Origin of the sequence: Vibrio sp. VP6, from assembly GCF_028823755.1 — a bacterium.
GTDB classification, from domain to species: Bacteria; Pseudomonadota; Gammaproteobacteria; order Enterobacterales; family Vibrionaceae; genus Vibrio; species Vibrio parahaemolyticus.
Window position 1 is genome coordinate 15,482 of sequence record NZ_JAPEID010000003.1, and the last position, 18,455, is coordinate 33,936.

Consider the following 18,455-nt stretch of genomic DNA (forward strand, 5'->3'; position numbering starts at 1 on the left):
TCTACATGTTCGACATGCTTAGCGTAAATTATGTGTTGAAAGGCCGGTTTTGCAGTTCAAAACCATCAGAATTCACTTGTAAAACTGAGCCTTGCGTATACCAGTCCCCTAAGACGATGCGCGTGTTTTTAGCACCATTTGCGTCAAAAAAATGTGTATTTGGGCGATGAGTGTGGCCATGAATCATCAAGTTGACGCAATTCTGAGACATCACTTTTTCAACTTCGCTTTGATTCACGTCCATGATATCTAAAGACTTCATCTGTTTATCGTCGCGAATGTCTGATTGAACTTTAGAGACAATTTTTTTCTTTAAACACCATGGGATGCGTTTAAAGATCCATTGTAACCAAGGTTGATGCACAGTTTTACGAAATTTCTGATATTCCACGTCATCAATACACAGGGTATCGCCGTGTAAAATCACCGCTTTTGTGCCATACAAGTCGATGGTGAAAATGTCATCAAGCAAAGTGATGCCCGTCTCTTTACAAAAGCGTTCGCCCAACAAGAAGTCACGATTGCCTTGAATAAAGAAAACCGGGACACCTTGGTCGGTGAGCGTTTTGAACTCGGTACGAATTTGGTTTGCAAACGGTGTTTTGTCATCATCACCGACCCAAAACTCGAAAAGATCGCCTAATACATAAAGAGCTTCGGCATTTTTGGCTTCCGTACGCATGAATGTAATGAAACATTCTGTGATGTCAGGACGTGACGGCGTAAGGTGCAAGTCTGATATAAATAATGTCGTCATAGAAATAAGGGGAGGCGAAGCCTCCCCAATTACTTATCTCTTGGGAATAATTCGCAAGAATTACTCTGCGATTGTAGTACCAGTGATTACCACGTCTTCTAGTGGTACGTCTTGGTGCATGCCGTAAGAGCCAGTGCTAACGCCCTTGATCTTGTTTACAACGTCCATACCTTCTACAACTTCACCGAATACACAGTAACCCCAACCATCTAGGCTTTCGCTACGGAAATCTAGGAAAGTGTTGTTGTTTACGTTGATGAAGAACTGAGAGCTTGCAGAATGTGGTTCCATCGTACGAGCCATAGCAAGTGTACCGACTTTGTTGCTTAGGCCGTTGTTTGCTTCGTTCTTGATAGGTGCACGTGTTGATTTTTCACGTAGACCTGATTCCATGCCGCCGCCTTGGATCATGAAACCATCAATAACACGGTGGAAAAGAGTGTTGTCGTAAAAGCCGTCGCGGCAGTACTGAAGGAAGTTTGCGCTTGTCTCTGGCGCTTTCTCTTCGTTTAGTTGAATCTTGATGTCACCAAAATTAGTGTGAAGGGTGATCATGCTACTTTCCTTTACTGTGTTGTGTTGAGCCCGAGATTCTAGCCTAAGTTATAACGCATTAAAAACTCAGGAAGAGTAAATTCTTCGTTTTGTGCTTGAAGTTTAGCCGATTATCGTTTTATCGGTTAATTGCTATTACCTAATAAGGTCGGACTTGATATACTCGACGTTCTTGTATTCATTCACAATCATAGATAGAGATCATGTTAAAGATATATAACACACTCACAAGACAGAAAGAGGAATTCAAACCAATTACAGCCGGTAAAGTTGGCATGTATGTCTGTGGGGTAACCATCTACGATCTCTGTCACATCGGCCACGGCCGCACCTTCGTTTCTTTTGACGTAGTATCACGTTATCTGCGCTACCTTGGTTACGACCTAACGTTTGTTCGCAATATCACAGATATTGATGACAAAATCATCAAACGTGCAGCAGAAAACGGCGAATCTTGTGAATCACTTACAGAACGTTTGATTGGCGACATGCACGCAGACTTTGATGCATTGAACATGAAGCGTCCTGACGTTGAGCCGCGCGCAACGCAATTTATCGCAGAAATCATCGAATTGGTTGAAAAGCTTATCGAACGCGGTTTCGCATACGTTGCAGACAACGGCGACGTCATGTTTGAAGTGGGTAAGTTTGACGAATACGGCAAGCTTTCTAAGCAAGATCTTGATCAGCTTCAAGCTGGTGCGCGCGTTGATATCGAAACAGCAAAACGTAGTCCACTAGACTTCGTTCTTTGGAAAATGTCGAAACCAGGCGAGCCAACATGGGAATCTCCATGGGGCCCAGGTCGTCCAGGTTGGCACATTGAATGTTCAGCAATGAACTCTACGATCCTAGGCGACCATTTCGATATTCACGGCGGCGGCTCTGATCTACAGTTCCCACACCACGAAAACGAAATCGCACAATCTTGCTGTGCTCACGACACTAAGTACGTAAATACTTGGATGCACAGTGGCATGGTGATGGTAGACCGCGAAAAGATGTCTAAATCTTTAGGCAACTTCTTCACTATTCGTGACGTTCTTGGTCACTACGATGCTGAAACCGTGCGTTACTTCCTAATGTCTGGTCACTACCGTAGCCAATTGAACTACAGTGAAGATAACCTAAACCAAGCACGCGCTTCTCTTGAGCGTCTATACACTTCTCTGCGTGGTCTGGATTTAAATGCAGCACCTGCGGGTGGTGAGGAGTATGTATCTCGCTTTACTGCGGCGATGAACGACGACTTCAACACACCAGAAGCATACTCAGTTCTGTTTGATATGGCGCGCGAAGTTAACCGCCTTAAGACAGAAAGCGTAGAGAAAGCGAGTGAACTTGGTGCGCTAATGCGCGAACTAGCAGACGTGATTGGTATTCTTTATCAAGATCCTGAAGCTTTCCTAAAAGGTAATGCTGGCAACGATGGTGAAGTCGCTGAAATTGAAGCGCTAATCAAACTGCGTAACGACTCGCGTGCTTCGAAAGATTGGGCAAACGCTGACATGGCACGTGATAAGCTGACGGAAATGGGCATTGTCCTTGAGGATGGCCCAGAAGGCACAACGTGGCGTGTTTTATTTTCCAATTTCATCAATAAAATTTTAACTTTAGGTAATGCTCTGTGGCTCAGATGTATTTCTATTACTCAGCAATGAATGCGGGTAAATCGACAACTCTTCTTCAATCTTCATTTAACTACCAAGAACGCGGTATGACGCCAGTGATTTTCACTGCGGCGTTGGACGACCGCTATGGTGTAGGCAAAGTAAGTTCTCGTATTGGTTTACAATCGGACGCGCATTTGTTCCGTCCAGATACGAACCTATACCAAGAGATTGCAGCCCTGCATGAAGTCGAAAAACGTCACTGTATTCTTATTGACGAGTGTCAGTTCCTATCGAAAGAGCAGGTTTACCAACTTACAGAGGTAGTGGATAAGCTGCATATTCCAGTACTTTGCTATGGTCTTCGTACCGATTTTCTTGGCGAACTTTTTGAAGGCAGTAAGTACCTACTATCTTGGGCTGATAAGCTGGTTGAGTTGAAGACAATTTGCCACTGTGGCCGAAAAGCAAACATGGTTATCCGCACCGACGAACACGGAGTCGCAATCAAAGAAGGTGACCAAGTGGCGATTGGTGGCAACGACCGTTATGTCTCGGTTTGCCGTCAGCACTACAAAGAAGCCCTAGGTAAATAAACCTATCCATTCAGCTTCAAAGCAGTACAGAAAAGCCACCGAATTCGGTGGCTTTTTAATTGTTCATTTCGTTCAGACGAGATCAAAACCGAATCGCTCTAACAAGACTTGATAAGATGAATCCACTTGCTTTGGAATGTCCTGCTTAGTTTGAAATCCTTTTTCGGGATAGCTTTTGACGCGGGAAAAATCTTCCATCAGCGCTTCTAACACCATCATTAGCGGCATGTCTTCGTTGATGTATTCGAAGAATGGATGAGCGGTAGAACTGACTTGCACTTGCGAGTAGGGCGATTGCCATTGCTTCTCAAACGTAGCGATGGCGCGGCGTTCCATAAATGGCTTTTGCACTAAAATAATAGATTCGCATTGGATGCCTTTCTCTTTTAATAACTGCTCGGTGAAACGGACGTTTTCTCCACTATTGGTTGAACGTGTTTCTACTAAAATGGCATCGCTTGGTACGCCAGCTAAACGCGCAATGTCTGCAAATGTTTCGGCTTCACTTTTTTCAAACAACCCATCCGTAAAACGGCCTTCACCACCGGAGAACACAATCAATGGTGCGAGTTTTTGGTGGTAAAGCGCAGCGGCGTGCTCAGCAACTCGCACGTCGTTACTGCACATAACAAACAAGCAGTCGGCAGGCTTTAAATCCTGTTTTAGCTGCATGTAATCCCAAAGCGTTTCTATATGTTGATATAACTTCATAGTGCATCCAGCGTTGAATTGAATCGGAATTGATACCCAAGTGAAACCAGTTTGTCCGCTAAAATGCGTTTATCGGCATCTTCTGTAACGGGAGGTAGCGAAATCTCTGCGCCACTTTTGGTGATTGCTGCTTGGTAAAACTCAGCTTTGCTCACGGTGTGAGGCGTTGTGACATTAATGATCTGATTACTCAGGTGATCCAATGCAAATTGTGCCACAGCGACTGCGTCACTTTGATGAAGCATGTTGGCTGGGGCTTTACGGCTGACTTGTTTTAGGCGTATGGCAAAGCGAGCGGGGTGTCTGTCTGGGCCAATCAAACCACTGCAACGTAAGATGGCGTAGTTTATGCCAGAGTCGATAACGGATTGCTCCGCTTCGAGCATGATTTTCGCATTGTCAGAAAAGTGAGGGTGGGTTTGCGCGAGAGCGAGCGATGCGGATTCTTCTTTCATATCCGTTGGTAAATTAGGGTAGACCGTTGTAGAGCTGATCATGACGAGCTTTTCTATCGCATGCTGTTTTGCCGCTTTAACTAACGTTGACCATTGCTGCGCATACTCTCGACCAGATCCTCTACGAAACCCAGGTGGAAACGCACCAACAATACGCTCAATATGATTCGACTGAATTATTTCATCCAGTTTTTGCTCTGCGTTTTCATCGTTGAGATCAAGCAAGGCGGCGTTAGCAATAGTGGATGGCCGTTCATCTAACCGAGCTTGGCTACGACGTGTAATAACTACATCATGTCCCTCGACTAACAAGGCTTGCGCTAGTGGAGTACCAAGCCAACCTGCACCTACAATCAATGTGTTTGCCATTGTTTATCCTACTTAACTGTTTGCTCAAAGAGAGTAATGAGCTCTGCTTTGGCTTGTTGATGGAGGGGATCAGAATGCCATTTTTGATGCTGAATCAGGTCAACATTGACTTGCCAAGCCAGCTTTGTGAAATCATCCCCAACTTTTTTTAACGTGTTTGGTGAGTCTGCGACTAAGTGCTCCGGTAGGAAGCACCATCCAAACCCTTTGTTCGCTAATTCCAACAAAATGTAGTAGTTATCAGCGTACCAGATATCTGGGCTCAATGCTTGGTTGAGGCTACCTGGCTCTGCACTCTTTGAGCGTATCACCAGTTGGCGATATTGTTTGAGTTGATCGATATGGGTAATTCGCTGAGCCGCTAATGGGTGAGCGGAAGAGACATACACATCGAATGCGATATTACCAAGATTGGTGAAATCGATATGCCTAGGCATTTGCAGATCGCTCAGAATAATTCCGGTGGTCGCACGTTCAGATTTCACCAGTTCAATAATGTCTGGGCTAGATGCCGTTAAACATTCGACTTGTAGTTGCGGAAATTGTTGCTCTAGGTTTTTAAGCACATCCGGTAATCGAGTCAGCGGAATCCCTTCATCAATCGCGAGAACAAGCTCGCTCGCCTGCGCAGAAAAGAGCTGAGTCGCTTTATTGTTTAATCGGTCGAGTTGACTGATCGCCGCTTGCGCGTAAGGCATCAGAGCATGGCCGTTCTCGGTCAGTTTGGGATAACGGCCGGAGCGATCAAACAGATCGACACCACAGTCGAGTTCCATGTTCATAATGTGTTGGCTTATCACGGATTGGGCTCGACCTAACTTTCTCGCTGCTGCGGAAAATGAGCCGGATTCGGATGTGGCAACAAACGCCTGCAATTGTTCGATAGTAAACATATCGTTTTTACCGATGGTATCTAACTTTTTATTATCTCAATCATAGATAAAATTTCAGTCATTGAGTAGAACAAATGGGTAGATAATCATGACTCGTAACGAACGAATTTTCCACGCAGTACTTTTTGAATTGATGGCGTTAGCGATCATCGTGCCTGCAGCTGCGTTGATCACAGGCAAAGGTTCAAGTGATTTGGCGTTAGTAGGGATCGGTTTGAGTTTGTACACCGTAGTTTGGAACTACATTTACAACTTGTACTTCGATAAGTGGTTTGGCAGCAACCGAGCAGACAGAAGTTTAGCTATGCGCCTTGGTCACACCGTTGGGTTTGAAGGCGGGTTGATCTTTATTTCTATACCTGTGATCGCATGGTTCTTGGAGATTACGCTCCTTCAAGCATTGATGCTCGAAGCAGGGTTTCTAGTCTTCTTCTTGTTTTACGCCACAGGCTTTAACTGGTTGTACGATAAAGTTCAACCGTTTGGGAAAATGAGAAAGTTACTGGTGTAGCCGAGTGAGATTCCCCAAATGCGATTGGATTAACTAGAAAAAAGCCACCGTATTTCGGTGGCTTTATTGGTCAGTGGGCGGTAGTTATTCTGCAGAAAGTACGCGTAAGATTTTGTCTGCGTGTTCTGCAACTTCAATGCCTTCGTCGGTTAGATAACCACCATCAGGTTGCGTACACAATTGCTTTTGGTAAAGACGCGCAACTGCTGCTTGCATCTCTTCTGAGGCATCTGAATGGACTTTAATGCCTGTCGCTGCACTGCTTAAATCGAATTGAAGAAGAAGGTTCAGTTCGGCGATGTGTTCAGCTGAATATTTCATAGATAATTCCTTTGCGCTTTTTTATCCAAGCTAGTCTTAAAACCAGTGTTGAGCAACACAAAACAACAAGAAGTGTTAACTGCATTGCTATCAGACTGATATAACGTGGAATTTTTGTTCGAACGCTGAGTATCTTGTTTAATATCAATGATAGTTCAGACAACAAACTATAGTTGAGTTTTATCGATTCCCGTCTCACCAACAACATTTTTAGTAAACATGAAAAATAGCCCTTGAAAAAGTCAGGAAATGGAGCGATTATCCGCGCCTCTTTAATTGTTTCTAAATGTTACACTTCCATGAACTTCAATCAGTTTGACTCTTTATTGCCACCTCAGGCTGCTGAACGTGCCGCCGAAGTAGGTGTAGGCAAAGCAACGAAAGCTCCAATCAAATCTTTTCTGCTCGCCATTTCTGCGGGGCTTCATATTGGTATTGCTTTCATTTTCTATACCACAGTAACGACAGGCGCGGGCGATCTGCCTTGGGGCATCACACGACTCATTGGCGGTCTAGCATTTAGCCTTGGTTTGATTTTGGTGGTGGTTACAGGTGGCGAGCTATTTACCAGTTCGGTTCTGACTCTAGTTGCGCGTGCGAGTGGCAAAATTTCATGGAAAACGCTGGTTAAAAACTGGTTTGTGGTTTATTTCGGCAATATGGTTGGCGCTATTTTGCTGGTGGCGTGTATGTTGGTGACAAAGCAATACATGTTCGATCACGGTCAAGTTGGTTTGAATGCCATGGCCATTTCACAACATAAATTGCACCATGGTTTTTTTGCGGCGGTTGCACTTGGCATCATGTGTAACGTGTTAGTTTGTATTGCGGTTTGGATGACATTCAGTGGCCGTACATTAACAGACAAAATCGCGGTAATGATTTTGCCAGTAGCGATGTTCGTCTCCGCTGGTTTTGAGCACTGTATTGCGAACATGTTCCAAGTTCCAATGGCTATTGGTATCAAATACTTTGCGCCAGAAGCCTTCTGGCAAATGACAGGTGCTGATATCGCAAATTATGCGGACTTGAACATGATGGGCTTTATCGTTAACAACCTTATCCCAGTCACGATCGGTAACATCATCGGCGGCGGTGTGTTCGTCGGTATGTGGTACTGGATGATCTATCTACGTGATGAAGACAAGCATCTGCGATAGAGCCCAAAGAAAGAGAAAGGCGAGCTAGGTAGCTCGCCTTTTTTGTACGTCGTATTTGGGTGAAAGTGCTTTCTAAATCAGCTCTTCATTGATTCCAAACTCGTTTGGCAACCAGTGAGAAGTGATCTCTTTTGGCTCTTGCACAAGCCATTCAACCGGCAAGTCAGACAGTAACTCATCGTGTTTTTCCGCCATGATCAATACGTCCATGATATCTGCTCCATTTTGTCTCTAAGCACAATGTAGAAGCCGAAGATGTCATTGAGTTGACTAAAATGTGACCATTGCATGTTGATAAGACAGGAGACTCAGAAATGTGGCTATGTTTCTGGTTGCGTATATCTTTTGGTGGCTTATCCACATTTTCTGTGGATAACCTGTATCAAAGATCGTGAGTATCTCTGAAGATCCAGAAAATTTCATAAAATTAGGGGGTTATGTGGCCAATTACTGACCTCGCTTCATTCCATCAACTGGGCGTCCTTTGACCGTAACACGGCCTTCTTTTGTTTGTACAAAGCTCAATGTCATTTCAAGTGTGATGGCAACAGAGACGCTCATCATGACAAAAATAGCTAGCATGATGACCAGTTGATATTTAATAGCAACCAATGGGCTTGCGCCCCCTAGGATTTGCCCCGTCATCATACCAGGAAGTGTGACAAGGCCCATCGTGGTCATTGAGGCTAGCGTTGGCGCTAACGATTTTCTCAGAGCCTCCTGAACGAAAGGAAAGGAAGCGTATTTAGGGGCGGCACCCAGTGAGATGGCAGCTTCGTACTCAGATTTACGCTCTTCAAAAGCAGAGAATAAGTTTTGTAGCGCGATGATATTACTGCTCAGACTATTGCCTAACAGCATGCCTGCCAATGGGATCATATATTGCGCATTGTAAAGCGGAGTAGGACGCACCAAGCCAGCGGTGATCGCAATTAGTAATGGAAACAAGCCACATACAAGCCCAGTTAGAAGTGGCAACATGAGCGGCTTTTTCGGTAAACGTGCTTTCCCTGCTATGGAACTAGCTCCTACGACGAGCATAATCGCAAGCCAAAGTAAGTTGATGATCAAGCTGTTTAATTGAAAGAGATATTCAAGATAAACCCCGATCAGAACGAGCTGTAAAGTCATACGCACAACGCTGATTGATGCATCTTTCGCGATGCCTAATCTATAGCGTGCATTGATCGCAAATGGCACTAACAGAATCAAACTGAAAGCCGCTAATTTTGCCCAACTAATGTCCACCACACTGTTCATAATCACTCCTTGAAATTGCCGCTTAGAATTGTAACCAACCCCATTCTCTATATGAATCTCAATGGGTAATTTTTGCTTTTTTCATGGTGGAAATTGCGAGAGGTTTTGTAAAATGTTTTTTATCATTTTGTTTACAAGTCATTATCTTTCTCAGGAGTTTGAGTAATTTTTCGGCACGAATTTTACCGCTCAAATGTAATTTATGTTTTGTAAATGTTGTAAGTTTAACAAGGTTTTAAAAGACTTATTTTTTCATATCTGTTCATGTTTTTTAATAAATAATATCAATCCCACACAACTCCGGATGAGCTCAAAAAAGTGTTGAATTACAAGGCGTGAAGGGAGTTATTTGATTGAACCTTACTATTAGTATGGTCTAACATTTTCAATTAGAGATTGTAAAAACTTAAGCTTGGTTACACGGGCTTTTCAATAACACTAGATACAAAATAGGCAAATGTATGAGTGATGTTAATAAAATTGAGAGTGGCGAAAAACGCTCACTGGAGTGGAAGTCTTTCCTCTTCATTGCAGTTGTTCTCTTCCCAATTCTGAGTGTGGCTTTCGTAGGCGGCTACGGATTTATCGTTTGGGCACTACAAGTGTTCTTCTTTGGTCCTCCAGGCGCACACGGCATGTAAGCCAGTGAGCTCACAACCACACTTTTGAAAAGATTTTAAGAGAGCAAATAATGAAATCATTAATCATTAAACTGTGGCGTACGATGACGCGCCCGGCAGTTCATATCAGCCTTGGCGTGCTGACTATGGGCGGTTTCATCGCTGGTGTTATTTTCTGGGGTGGATTTAACACCGCGCTAGAAGCAACCAACACTGAAGAATTCTGTATTAGCTGTCACACCATGCGTGACAACGTATACGTTGAGCTGCAAGACACGGTTCACTGGAAAAACCACTCTGGTGTTCGTGCTACTTGTCCTGACTGTCACGTTCCTCACAACTGGACTGACAAAATCGCTCGTAAAATGCAGGCTTCTAAAGAAGTATTTGCGCAAGTTTTTGGCAACTACTCTGAACCTGGCGTTTTCGAAGAGCGTCGTATCGAACTTGCTAAACACGAATGGGATCGTTTCTCTGCAAACAAATCTCTAGAGTGTAAAAACTGTCACAACTACGAGTCTATGGACTTCGAGCAAATGTCTCCAACCGCTCGTATCCAGATGAAGCAAGCGGCAGAAAAAGATCAAAGCTGTGTTGACTGTCACAAAGGTATCGCGCACAACCTACCAGCAGGTATGGATAGCATCGGCGGCATCGTGGGTGATCTAGAGCAAATGACATCAGGTACTGACTACGCAGTAGGTCAAGAGCTCGTAAGTATTCGTCACCTTCCAATTTACTTTGACGCGCAAGGCGCGAAAGAAGCGGGTCTTCTAAACCCTGCATCAACAGTAAAAGTTCTGGAAGATAAAGGTGACTTCATCGAAATCGAAATTGACGGCTGGCGTAAAGCGAAAGGCTTTGGTCGCGTAATTCAAGAAGATTTCGGTAAGAACATTGCAACTGCGTCTCTACTTAAAGAAGCGTCTACAGACAGCAACATCGTTACGACTGGTGAAAAACGAGTGGACGAGCTGACTGGTCTTCCTTGGGAGAAAGTGGCAGCGAAAGTATGGATCAAGAAAGAGTCTATGCTGAACGATATCAACCCTGTATGGGAAAAATCGAAAGAAGCATACAAAACAAACTGTTCTGTATGTCATACACAACCAGCTGAAGCGCACTTCGATGCGAACACCTGGCCAGGTATGTTCGACGGCATGCTTGCGTTCGTTAACCTAGATACAGACAGTGAAGCACTGATCTTGAAATATCTACAGAAGCACTCTTCAGATTATGCTGAAGGCCACCACTAATAAGCGCGGATTGGAGTAATTTAAATGGCTATTACACGAAGAAGTTTTCTTAAAGGTGTAGCAACCACAAGTGCAGCGTCAGTTATCGGTCCAAGCTTATTGGCGTCAGCTTCTGCAAACGCAGCTGAGTCGACTGGTACTTGGAAAGTAACAGGCTCACACTGGGGCGCGTTCCGCGCCCACATCTACGCGGGTAAAGTTCAAGAGATCAAACCGCTAGAACTAGACAAAAACCCAACAGAAATGTTGAACGGCATCAAGGGTATTATCTACAGCCCTTCACGTGTTCGTTACCCAATGGTTCGTCTAGATTGGTTGAAGAAACATAAATACAGCGCGGATACTCGTGGTAACAACCGTTTCATCCGTGTGACTTGGGATGAAGCTCTAGACTTGTTCTACCGTGAGCTAGAACGTGTTCAAAAAGAATACGGTCCTTGGGCTCTGCATGCTGGTCAAACTGGTTGGAACCAAACAGGTTCATTCAACAACTGTACCGCGCACATGCAACGTGCAGTAGGTATGCACGGTAACTTCATCACTAAAGTAGGCGACTACTCGACTGGTGCAGGTCAAACCATCATGCCTTACGTACTTGGTTCAACTGAAGTTTACGCACAAGGTACGTCTTGGTCTGAAATCCTTGAGAACTCAGACAACATCATTCTGTGGGCAAACGACCCAGTGAAAAACCTACAAGTAGGTTGGAACTGTGAAACTCACGAATCATTCAAGTACCTTGCAGAGCTAAAAGAAAAAGTAGCGAAAGGCGAGATCAACGTTCTGTCTGTTGACCCAGTTAAGAACAAAACGCAACGCTACCTAGAGAACGATCACCTGTACATCAACCCGATGACAGACGTAGCGTTCATGCTGGCTGTGGCTCATGTCCTGTACAACGAAAACCTGTACGACAAGAAGTTCATTGATACTTACTGTCTAGGCTTTGAAGAGTTCATCCAATACGTTCAAGGTAAGACAAAAGACAAAGTAGAGAAGACACCAGAATGGGCAGCGGCTATCTGTGGCGTGAAAGCGGACAAGATTCGTGAATTCGCACGCATGCTAGTAAGCGGCCGTACACAGATCCTGATGGGTTGGTGTATCCAGCGTCAAGAGCATGGTGAGCAGCCATACTGGGCGGCGGCTGTGGTTGCGGCAATGGTTGGTCAAATCGGTCTACCTGGCGGTGGTATCTCTTACGGTCACCACTACTCAAGTATCGGGGTGCCTTCTACTGGTTTCGCTGGCCCTGGTGGCTTCCCTCGTAACCTTGACCAAGGTATGAAGCCGAAGTGGGACAACAACGACTTTAACGGTTACAGCCGTACTATCCCAGTTGCACGTTGGATCGACTGTCTGCTTGAGCCAGGCAAAGAGATCAACTACAACGGCGGTAAAGTGAAACTGCCAGACTTCAAGATGATGGTTATCTCGGGTTGTAACCCATGGCACCACCATCAAGATCGTAACCGCATGAAGAAAGCGTTCCGCAAACTTCAAACGGTTGTAACGATCGAGTTTGCTTGGACTGCAACATGTCGTTTCTCTGACATCGTTCTACCTGCGTGTACGCAATGGGAACGTAACGACATCGACGTGTACGGTTCATACTCGAACAAAGGTCTGATCGCGATGCATCGTCTCGTCGATCCATTGTTCCAATCTAAGCCTGACTTCCAAATCATGAGTGAACTAACTCAGCGTTTTGGTCGCCGCGAAGAATACACTCGTGGTATGAGCGAGATGGAGTGGATCGAAAGCCTATACAACGATTGTAAGAAAGCGAACGAAGGTAAGTTCGAAATGCCAGAATTCAATGAGTTCTGGGAGAAGAGCGTACTAGACTTCGGTGAAGGTAAACCTTGGGTTCGTCACGCGGACTTCCGTAAAGACCCTGAGCTTAACCCTCTAGGTACACCGTCTGGCTTCATCGAGATTACATCACGTAAGATCGGCCGTTACGGTTACGAACACTGTCAAGAGCACCCAATGTGGTTCGAAAAATCAGAGCGTTCACACGGTGGCCCTGGTTCAGACAAATACCCATTCTGGTTGCAGTCTTGTCACCCAGACAAGCGTCTGCACTCTCAAATGTGTGAGTCTGAAGAGTTCCGCGCGACATACGCGGTGCAAGGTCGTGAGCCTGTTTACATCAACCCAATCGATGCAAAAGCAAAAGGCATTAAAGACGGTGACTTGGTACGCGTATTCAACGGCCGCGGTCAGCTACTAGCTGGTGCTGTTCTAACTGACAGCTACCCACGTGGCGTTATCCGTATCGAAGAAGGTGCATGGTACGGCCCTCTAAACGAGAAAGAAGGCGCAATCTGTACTTACGGTGACCCTAATACGCTAACGCAGGACATCGGTTCTTCTGAGCTTGCTCAAGCGACTTCTGCGAACACATGTATCGTAGACTTCGAGAAGTTCACAGGCAAAGTACCGCCAGTAACTTCATTCGGTGGTCCAATCGAAGTTGCTTAATTAGTGCAATTTGCATAAATCGAAATACCAGCCTTCGGGCTGGTATTTTTTTAACCAAAATTTCAGTGAGCGTTATCTCAATAACCGTTTTTGAGCGTCAGAGTGCATGGATTCGTGACGAAAATAACGAATTGCTCGCATCATTCACAGGATAATGAAGTCATATTCAAAAGGCTTCACGCGCAACCAAGCATCGTGGGGTCAATTGGACACAAAACAATAATAATCAGTGAGTAGATGCAATATGGCTCAGACCATTCAGTTAGCCAACCATTCCGAAATGACGATCATCGATAACGATCTGCACGTGGATGTGATTGGTAATCAGGCCCATTTCTCCTTCTCTGGGCTTCACAACAAAACCTTTACTGACCGTGAAGTGCTGTTCGAAATGCCGTTTTTATACGAGCACGAAGCCAACGTGATTGGTGATGGTTTTCAAATGTTGGCGCAAACGTCAGGAACGATCACGCATCCTATTGAAATAGGTCGCTGCCCCGACAACATTCCCCCATACCGTGTGTACTCGCAACATGCCCCCAAGCGTTACTACAACTATCTAGTGATTGAGGATTCTGCTGGTTACACCTTGTTTGGCTTCACGACGTGCTGTCGATTTGCTGGATACTTTGATATACAACAGCGAAATGGACAGTGGATACTGACCGCTGCAATCGATGGCGAACACACGCAAGTGGCGGATTGGGAACACAATCAACTTGAGTCCATTACGATTTTAACTGGCAACTCGCTATCCGATCTGTATCAAGAGTTCAGCGAGATGATTGCCGCGCATCATCCTATTCGCAGCGGTGTCACGCAGGATGCACCGATAGGCTGGTGTTCTTGGTATGCGTACTATGCCGATGTGACCGAGCAAAATGTTTTAGAAAATGTTGATTGCATGCAAGACAAGCTCGAAGACCTAGAATGGGTACTTCTGGATGATGGCTATCAAGCGTTCATGGGGGATTGGCTTACGCCGTCGGATAAATTCTCTGGCGGTGTGAAGGAGCTGATTCAAAACATTCGCGCAAAAGGCAAAAGGCCGGCGATTTGGATGGCTCCTTTCATAGCGCAGCCAGAATCTGAGGTCTTTAAGCAACATCCTGAATGGTTTGTTCGTCATCCTGACGGTCAGTTCCTTAAAGCCGAAGATGTTACCTACGGCGGCTGGCGTTGCACGCCTTGGTATATTCTCGATACGTCCAACCCAGAAGTGCAAGATCATCTAACGCACGTTGTGTCAGTGATGAGGCTAGAGTGGGGCGTAGAGCTGTTTAAGCTCGATGCAAACTACTGGGGAACACTAAAAGGAAAACGTAGTCAGTCTGGTATTACGGGTGTCGAAGCGTATCGATTAGGGATGGAGGCGATCGCCAGAGGCGCAGGAGACGCGTGGTTGCTTGGCTGCAACGCGCCAATGTGGCCATCTTTGGGGCTGGTGGATGCGATGCGCGTGTCTGATGACGTCGAGCGTCATAGCAACCGTTTTGAACAGATCGCTAAAGAGACGTTTTTTCGTAGTTGGCAGCACCGTAAGTTGTGGCAAATTGACCCAGACTGCGCGACGTTTACTTCTCTTGCTAATCAAGCAGCATCACGTGAAGACTACGAGTTTCACCGTACCGTATTATTGGCTTCTGGCGGATTGCTTTTGTCTGGCGACCCTCTCCCGGAAATCACGCCATTTGCGAGTAAAACCTTGGCGAAATTGATGTTGCGACAACGACGCAGCCAAGAATCTGCTAAGTTCACGGCGTTAAGTTTGAGCCATGCTTTTTTGAAACTGACGGACAAGAATGATCTACATTGTTTGTTCAATTACGCGAATCATAATGCGACTGAATTTACTCTCACAGCGGATCAGCCCGTTGATTGGTATGACTATTGGACCGGAGAAAAGCTCAACCAAGATCCTTGTCAGTTGCTTCTAGTGAGTGTCGATAGAGGTCTGAATGCCAAAGCAATAGTGACCGCGTAAAGGTCATTGAAAACGATGTATTAAACGAAAAGAGCCACTTGGGCTCTTTTCTTGTTTTTACGCGTTCTTTTTTGAGAGCGGAATAACTAAAACTCAAACATAAAGTAATAGCCATAGCCCACAATGAATGCAGGGATAGAAGAATAGACCGTTGCCATCAATGCCGCTTTGGGAGCCATGGCAATCGCGGGGAACAGTGCATCTCCATCGTTAGAAATCGCATTCGCAATCTGCGCGGATAATGGTGCGGCACCAGTAATGTACAAACTGGTGACGAGAATCTGTGGGCCGCAGCCTGGTAGCATACCGATGGCTAAGCCAGCCAATGGCATCCAGATGCCCCAATTTGAAAAGGTAGCAGCCAAATCAACGCCTGAAAAATAGGTCGTTAATTCAAACGCAAGAAACGCCACGATAACCCACGCGCTGACAAAGTTGGTGTCTTGAGCTGCTTTTTGAATCGGGTGTGAATCAACGATTTTTTCATCTTCTGACACCGTCGATTGATAATCTCCCAACTCTTTTGTCATTGCCCACAACGACATGGAGACCACCGCAAATATCGCTCCTAACCATTCAATGCTACTTGGACTCAAATTCAGTAGCTGATTGATATCCACTTGGAATGAGGTCATTACGGCCACCATGCTCGCAGGGACTATCAACCACTTCCAGAATGCGCCTTGAAGATTAATCGCACGTTGCTCTAAAGGTGTGTATCGCTCGCTTTGATGCTGACAACAATGGTGGTGAGCGCTCGCTTGCTTTGGCTCGGGGCGTAGAAAATCATCAGGATGAAATGCGTTGACGATCAAACCCGAAACCGTACCTACCACAATGCCAAGTGCGACGACGCCAACGCCGACGGACGGTTTTGCCGCGAGTAACAAGAATGCCGCATCGCCCATGGTTGATGTTAGTACGGCTACGATTGCGCCAAATCCTACTCGTCCACTAATAAATTGAGTCGTAACAACAATAGCTCCGCCACAGCCCGGAAGCGCACCGAGTAGGGCTGCAAAAAACACCTGATGATGACGAGAGCGATGATAGAGTTGAGTGATGCGATTCGTCTTCGACATAAAGTTGGAGAGGTAATGATAAATCGCCAAGGTTGCTGCGACATAACAAGATACTGCCCAGAAAGAATCGGAAAGCGTGGTCACTGTGATCTCTCGGGTGTTCTCATTCGCTAATAAGACAAGCATGATAATGGGGATAAGCAGTCGCTTATAAGCTAACTGGAACTGAGTTGGCTGAAATAGCTGCTGTGCGGAGTGCAAAAATCGGGTCGCGTTCATCGTTAACTCAAATGCAAATGGTAATAATTATCATTATATGTAAATGAGATTTATTCGCAATAGGGTTGTGAACTTTTCTTCGTGTCAAATTCCCTCAAATCAGGTAAAGTATCGGCCTTTGTGAGCAAACAGCTTCCACGGCACACCGTGCCATTGTTCGGAAGCGTATCAAATTGACTTGGATAGGAAGAAACATGATTCTAGTTGTAGGTCATAAGAACCCAGACAGTGACAGTATTTGTAGTGCACTAGTTGCAACAGAACTTCTAAAGGCGCGTGGCGTTGAAGCAATGCCAATTCGTCAGGGCGAAATCAACCGTGAAACTCAGCACATTCTTGAAGTAGCTGGCGCAGAAGTTCCAGAACTTCGCACTTCAGTAGCGGGTGAAACCGTTTGGCTAGTAGACTACTCAGATCTAGCGCAAGCACCAGACGACATCGCTGAAGCTGAAATTGCGGGTATCGTTGACCACCACCGTCTAGGTGACGTGATGACAGTGAACCCAATGGAAGCATGGATCTGGCCTGTTGGCTGTACTAACACAGTACTATTCAACATGTTCAAGATTGAAGGTCACGAGATCAAGCCTCAAATCGCTAAGCTAATGATGTCAGCAATCCTATCTGACACAGTAGGCTTCGCTTCTCCAACTTGTACACAAAAAGACAAAGATGCTGTTGCTGAGCTAGCTGCAATCGCTGACGTACAAGATGTGGATGCATTCACGAAAGATCTTCTAATTGCTAAGACAAACATCGAAGGTCTATCTGCGGCTCAACTCGTTGAAAAGGACCTTAAAGGTTACCCATTCAACGGTCGTGACGTAGTGGTTGGTCAGGTTGAACTTGCAACTCTTGAGCAAGTTGACGGTATGATCGAAGCACTAGAAGCAGACCTAGAATCTCGTTGTGAGAAAGATAACCTAGCGTTCGCTGCTGTTATGCTAACAGACATCACAACTGCTCAAACTCGTCTTCTATACAAAGGTGAGTGGGCTGAGAAACTTGTTAAGCACGAGAAAGACGGCATGCTAATGATGGAAAATACACTAAGCCGTAAGAAGCAAGGTTGGCCTTGGCTTCAAACTGAGCTAGCGTAATTTCACTATTACCAGCATATACTGTAAATGCCCGCTTAGCTGCGGGCATTTTTCTATGGGAAACAGGAGACTGATATGTCTGAGCAACTCACCCAAGAACAAATCGATACGATTAATCGCTACAACGAAGAGCAGCGCCTAAAGTATTGTGTCAAAGAGATTGTCGCGAATCGTAAAGTTTGGATTCTTAAAGATGAGCACGGCTGTGTCATGTTAAACACAGAAGACGATGATTGCGTTCCTGTGTGGCCAAATGAAGAATTTGCCAAGCAGTGGGCAACGGGTGACTGGGAAGAGTGTGAACCAGAAGCGATCTCTCTTAACAAATGGCATAGCCGTTGGACTACTGGCCTAGAAGATGATGAGCTATCGGTTGTTGTATTCCCGAATCAAAACGAAGAAGGCGTGGTGTTGTTTCCTGACGAGTTTGATTTCGAACTGCGTAAACAAGCAAGCCGTCGTTAATCTGACTTTACTCGCTTTACCCAATAGAAAAAGCCTGCATGAAA

18 protein-coding genes and 1 pseudogene are annotated in these 18,455 nt (G+C 45.4%); 10 read left to right on the plus strand and 9 right to left on the minus strand.

Annotated elements, in window-relative coordinates; translation table 11 throughout:
* Positions 1–28 precede the first annotated feature (28 nt).
* Together lpxH and OU793_RS02565 are read right to left on the minus strand one after the other, a co-directional pair.
* Positions 29–757: a UDP-2,3-diacylglucosamine diphosphatase gene (gene lpxH, locus OU793_RS02560; RefSeq protein WP_140103917.1), complete on the minus strand. Its 729-nt coding sequence runs from the start codon at positions 755–757 to the stop codon at positions 29–31.
* 60 nt (positions 758–817) lie between these two features.
* Entirely contained in the window at positions 818–1,312 is a 495-nt protein-coding gene (locus tag OU793_RS02565) for a peptidylprolyl isomerase (protein ID WP_005478939.1), read from the minus strand.
* 203 nt (positions 1,313–1,515) lie between these two features.
* On the opposite strand from OU793_RS02565, the pseudogene cysS reads away from it, so the two are divergent.
* Both cysS and OU793_RS02575 read left to right on the plus strand, forming a co-directional pair.
* Positions 1,516–2,889: pseudogene (cysS, locus tag OU793_RS02570) on the plus strand (cysteine--tRNA ligase); the annotation flags it as partial.
* A gap of 50 nt (positions 2,890–2,939) precedes the next feature.
* A complete protein-coding gene (locus OU793_RS02575; RefSeq protein WP_005450744.1) occupies positions 2,940–3,518 on the plus strand; it encodes a thymidine kinase in 579 nt (192 codons plus the stop codon).
* A 72-nt stretch (positions 3,519–3,590) separates the two neighbouring features.
* On the opposite strand, the gene OU793_RS02580 is transcribed toward OU793_RS02575, so the two are convergent.
* The 3 genes from OU793_RS02580 to OU793_RS02590 are packed head-to-tail and all read right to left on the minus strand — an operon-like array spanning position 3,591 to position 5,946.
* The gene (locus tag OU793_RS02580) at positions 3,591–4,229 is read right to left on the minus strand and encodes a YdcF family protein (RefSeq protein ID WP_005462434.1); all 639 of its coding nucleotides are present in this window, start codon (positions 4,227–4,229) and stop codon (positions 3,591–3,593) included.
* On the minus strand, positions 4,226–5,053 hold the full coding sequence (locus OU793_RS02585) for an NAD(P)H-binding protein (RefSeq protein ID WP_021453909.1): 828 nt from the start codon (positions 5,051–5,053) through the stop codon (positions 4,226–4,228). Before OU793_RS02585 ends, OU793_RS02580 begins: the two co-directional genes overlap by 4 nt.
* A gap of 8 nt (positions 5,054–5,061) precedes the next feature.
* Positions 5,062–5,946, minus strand: coding sequence for a LysR family transcriptional regulator (locus tag OU793_RS02590; RefSeq protein WP_021453146.1), 885 nt, complete (start codon positions 5,944–5,946; stop codon positions 5,062–5,064).
* A gap of 88 nt (positions 5,947–6,034) precedes the next feature.
* On the opposite strand from OU793_RS02590, the gene OU793_RS02595 reads away from it, so the two are divergent.
* Positions 6,035–6,457: a PACE efflux transporter gene (locus OU793_RS02595; RefSeq protein WP_005495699.1), complete on the plus strand. Its 423-nt coding sequence runs from the start codon at positions 6,035–6,037 to the stop codon at positions 6,455–6,457.
* Positions 6,458–6,541: 84 nt separating this feature from the next.
* On the opposite strand, the gene OU793_RS02600 is transcribed toward OU793_RS02595, so the two are convergent.
* The gene (locus tag OU793_RS02600) at positions 6,542–6,778 is read right to left on the minus strand and encodes a TIGR02647 family protein (protein WP_005462432.1); all 237 of its coding nucleotides are present in this window, start codon (positions 6,776–6,778) and stop codon (positions 6,542–6,544) included.
* 299 nt (positions 6,779–7,077) lie between these two features.
* Between OU793_RS02600 and focA the strand changes: the two genes are divergently transcribed.
* Positions 7,078–7,938: a formate transporter FocA gene (gene focA / locus OU793_RS02605; RefSeq protein WP_005462425.1), complete on the plus strand. Its 861-nt coding sequence runs from the start codon at positions 7,078–7,080 to the stop codon at positions 7,936–7,938.
* Between the two features lie 72 nt (positions 7,939–8,010).
* Here the strand turns inward: focA and OU793_RS02610 are convergent, their stop codons facing one another.
* Positions 8,011–8,148, minus strand: a complete 138-nt coding sequence (locus OU793_RS02610) for a hypothetical protein (protein WP_005478877.1) — start codon at positions 8,146–8,148, stop codon at positions 8,011–8,013.
* Positions 8,149–8,385: 237 nt separating this feature from the next.
* Complete coding sequence (locus tag OU793_RS02615) at positions 8,386–9,198, minus strand: ABC transporter permease (protein WP_140103893.1); 813 nt, start codon at positions 9,196–9,198, stop codon at positions 8,386–8,388.
* A gap of 461 nt (positions 9,199–9,659) precedes the next feature.
* On the opposite strand from OU793_RS02615, the gene torE reads away from it, so the two are divergent.
* The 4 genes from torE (at position 9,660) to OU793_RS02635 (ending at position 15,545) form a co-directional block, all read left to right on the plus strand.
* A complete protein-coding gene (gene torE / locus OU793_RS02620) occupies positions 9,660–9,839 on the plus strand; it encodes a trimethylamine N-oxide reductase system protein TorE (RefSeq protein WP_005450728.1) in 180 nt (59 codons plus the stop codon).
* Positions 9,840–9,889: 50 nt separating this feature from the next.
* Positions 9,890–11,074: a pentaheme c-type cytochrome TorC gene (gene torC / locus OU793_RS02625; RefSeq protein ID WP_005462368.1), complete on the plus strand. Its 1,185-nt coding sequence runs from the start codon at positions 9,890–9,892 to the stop codon at positions 11,072–11,074.
* Between the two features lie 24 nt (positions 11,075–11,098).
* Positions 11,099–13,561 (plus strand): trimethylamine-N-oxide reductase TorA, encoded by a 2,463-nt coding sequence (gene torA, locus OU793_RS02630; RefSeq protein WP_005462326.1) that lies wholly within the window; start codon positions 11,099–11,101, stop codon positions 13,559–13,561.
* A gap of 244 nt (positions 13,562–13,805) precedes the next feature.
* Entirely contained in the window at positions 13,806–15,545 is a 1,740-nt protein-coding gene (locus OU793_RS02635; protein WP_159408091.1) for a glycoside hydrolase family 36 protein, read from the plus strand.
* An 86-nt stretch (positions 15,546–15,631) separates the two neighbouring features.
* On the opposite strand, the gene OU793_RS02640 is transcribed toward OU793_RS02635, so the two are convergent.
* Positions 15,632–16,846 carry a putative manganese transporter gene (locus tag OU793_RS02640; protein ID WP_005478915.1) on the minus strand — a complete coding sequence of 405 codons (1,215 nt, stop codon included), beginning with the start codon at positions 16,844–16,846 and terminating at the stop codon, positions 15,632–15,634.
* A 194-nt stretch (positions 16,847–17,040) separates the two neighbouring features.
* On the opposite strand from OU793_RS02640, the gene OU793_RS02645 reads away from it, so the two are divergent.
* Positions 17,041–17,946: a manganese-dependent inorganic pyrophosphatase gene (locus OU793_RS02645; RefSeq protein WP_005462364.1), complete on the plus strand. Its 906-nt coding sequence runs from the start codon at positions 17,041–17,043 to the stop codon at positions 17,944–17,946.
* A gap of 75 nt (positions 17,947–18,021) precedes the next feature.
* Positions 18,022–18,411, plus strand: a complete 390-nt coding sequence (locus tag OU793_RS02650; protein WP_005478908.1) for a DUF2750 domain-containing protein — start codon at positions 18,022–18,024, stop codon at positions 18,409–18,411.
* The last annotated feature ends 44 nt before the right edge of the window (positions 18,412–18,455 follow it).

What these genes read in the sequence shown, in the direction of transcription:
- torE (WP_005450728.1), top strand. Translation starts at nt 9,660, where the DNA reads ATGAGTGATGTTAATAAAATTGAGAGTGGCGAAAAACGCTCACTGGAG.
- lpxH (WP_140103917.1), bottom strand. Translation starts at nt 757, where the DNA reads ATGACGACATTATTTATATCAGACTTGCACCTTACGCCGTCACGTCCT.
- OU793_RS02595 (WP_005495699.1), top strand. Translation starts at nt 6,035, where the DNA reads ATGACTCGTAACGAACGAATTTTCCACGCAGTACTTTTTGAATTGATG.
- OU793_RS02650 (WP_005478908.1), top strand. Translation starts at nt 18,022, where the DNA reads ATGTCTGAGCAACTCACCCAAGAACAAATCGATACGATTAATCGCTAC.
- focA (WP_005462425.1), top strand. Translation starts at nt 7,078, where the DNA reads ATGAACTTCAATCAGTTTGACTCTTTATTGCCACCTCAGGCTGCTGAA.
- OU793_RS02590 (WP_021453146.1), bottom strand. Translation starts at nt 5,946, where the DNA reads ATGTTTACTATCGAACAATTGCAGGCGTTTGTTGCCACATCCGAATCC.
- OU793_RS02580 (WP_005462434.1), bottom strand. Translation starts at nt 4,229, where the DNA reads ATGAAGTTATATCAACATATAGAAACGCTTTGGGATTACATGCAGCTA.
- OU793_RS02640 (WP_005478915.1), bottom strand. Translation starts at nt 16,846, where the DNA reads ATGAACGCGACCCGATTTTTGCACTCCGCACAGCAGCTATTTCAGCCA.
- OU793_RS02635 (WP_159408091.1), top strand. Translation starts at nt 13,806, where the DNA reads ATGGCTCAGACCATTCAGTTAGCCAACCATTCCGAAATGACGATCATC.
- OU793_RS02610 (WP_005478877.1), bottom strand. Translation starts at nt 8,148, where the DNA reads ATGGACGTATTGATCATGGCGGAAAAACACGATGAGTTACTGTCTGAC.
- torA (WP_005462326.1), top strand. Translation starts at nt 11,099, where the DNA reads ATGGCTATTACACGAAGAAGTTTTCTTAAAGGTGTAGCAACCACAAGT.
- OU793_RS02645 (WP_005462364.1), top strand. Translation starts at nt 17,041, where the DNA reads ATGATTCTAGTTGTAGGTCATAAGAACCCAGACAGTGACAGTATTTGT.
- OU793_RS02615 (WP_140103893.1), bottom strand. Translation starts at nt 9,198, where the DNA reads ATGAACAGTGTGGTGGACATTAGTTGGGCAAAATTAGCGGCTTTCAGT.
- torC (WP_005462368.1), top strand. Translation starts at nt 9,890, where the DNA reads ATGAAATCATTAATCATTAAACTGTGGCGTACGATGACGCGCCCGGCA.
- OU793_RS02565 (WP_005478939.1), bottom strand. Translation starts at nt 1,312, where the DNA reads ATGATCACCCTTCACACTAATTTTGGTGACATCAAGATTCAACTAAAC.
- OU793_RS02585 (WP_021453909.1), bottom strand. Translation starts at nt 5,053, where the DNA reads ATGGCAAACACATTGATTGTAGGTGCAGGTTGGCTTGGTACTCCACTA.
- OU793_RS02600 (WP_005462432.1), bottom strand. Translation starts at nt 6,778, where the DNA reads ATGAAATATTCAGCTGAACACATCGCCGAACTGAACCTTCTTCTTCAA.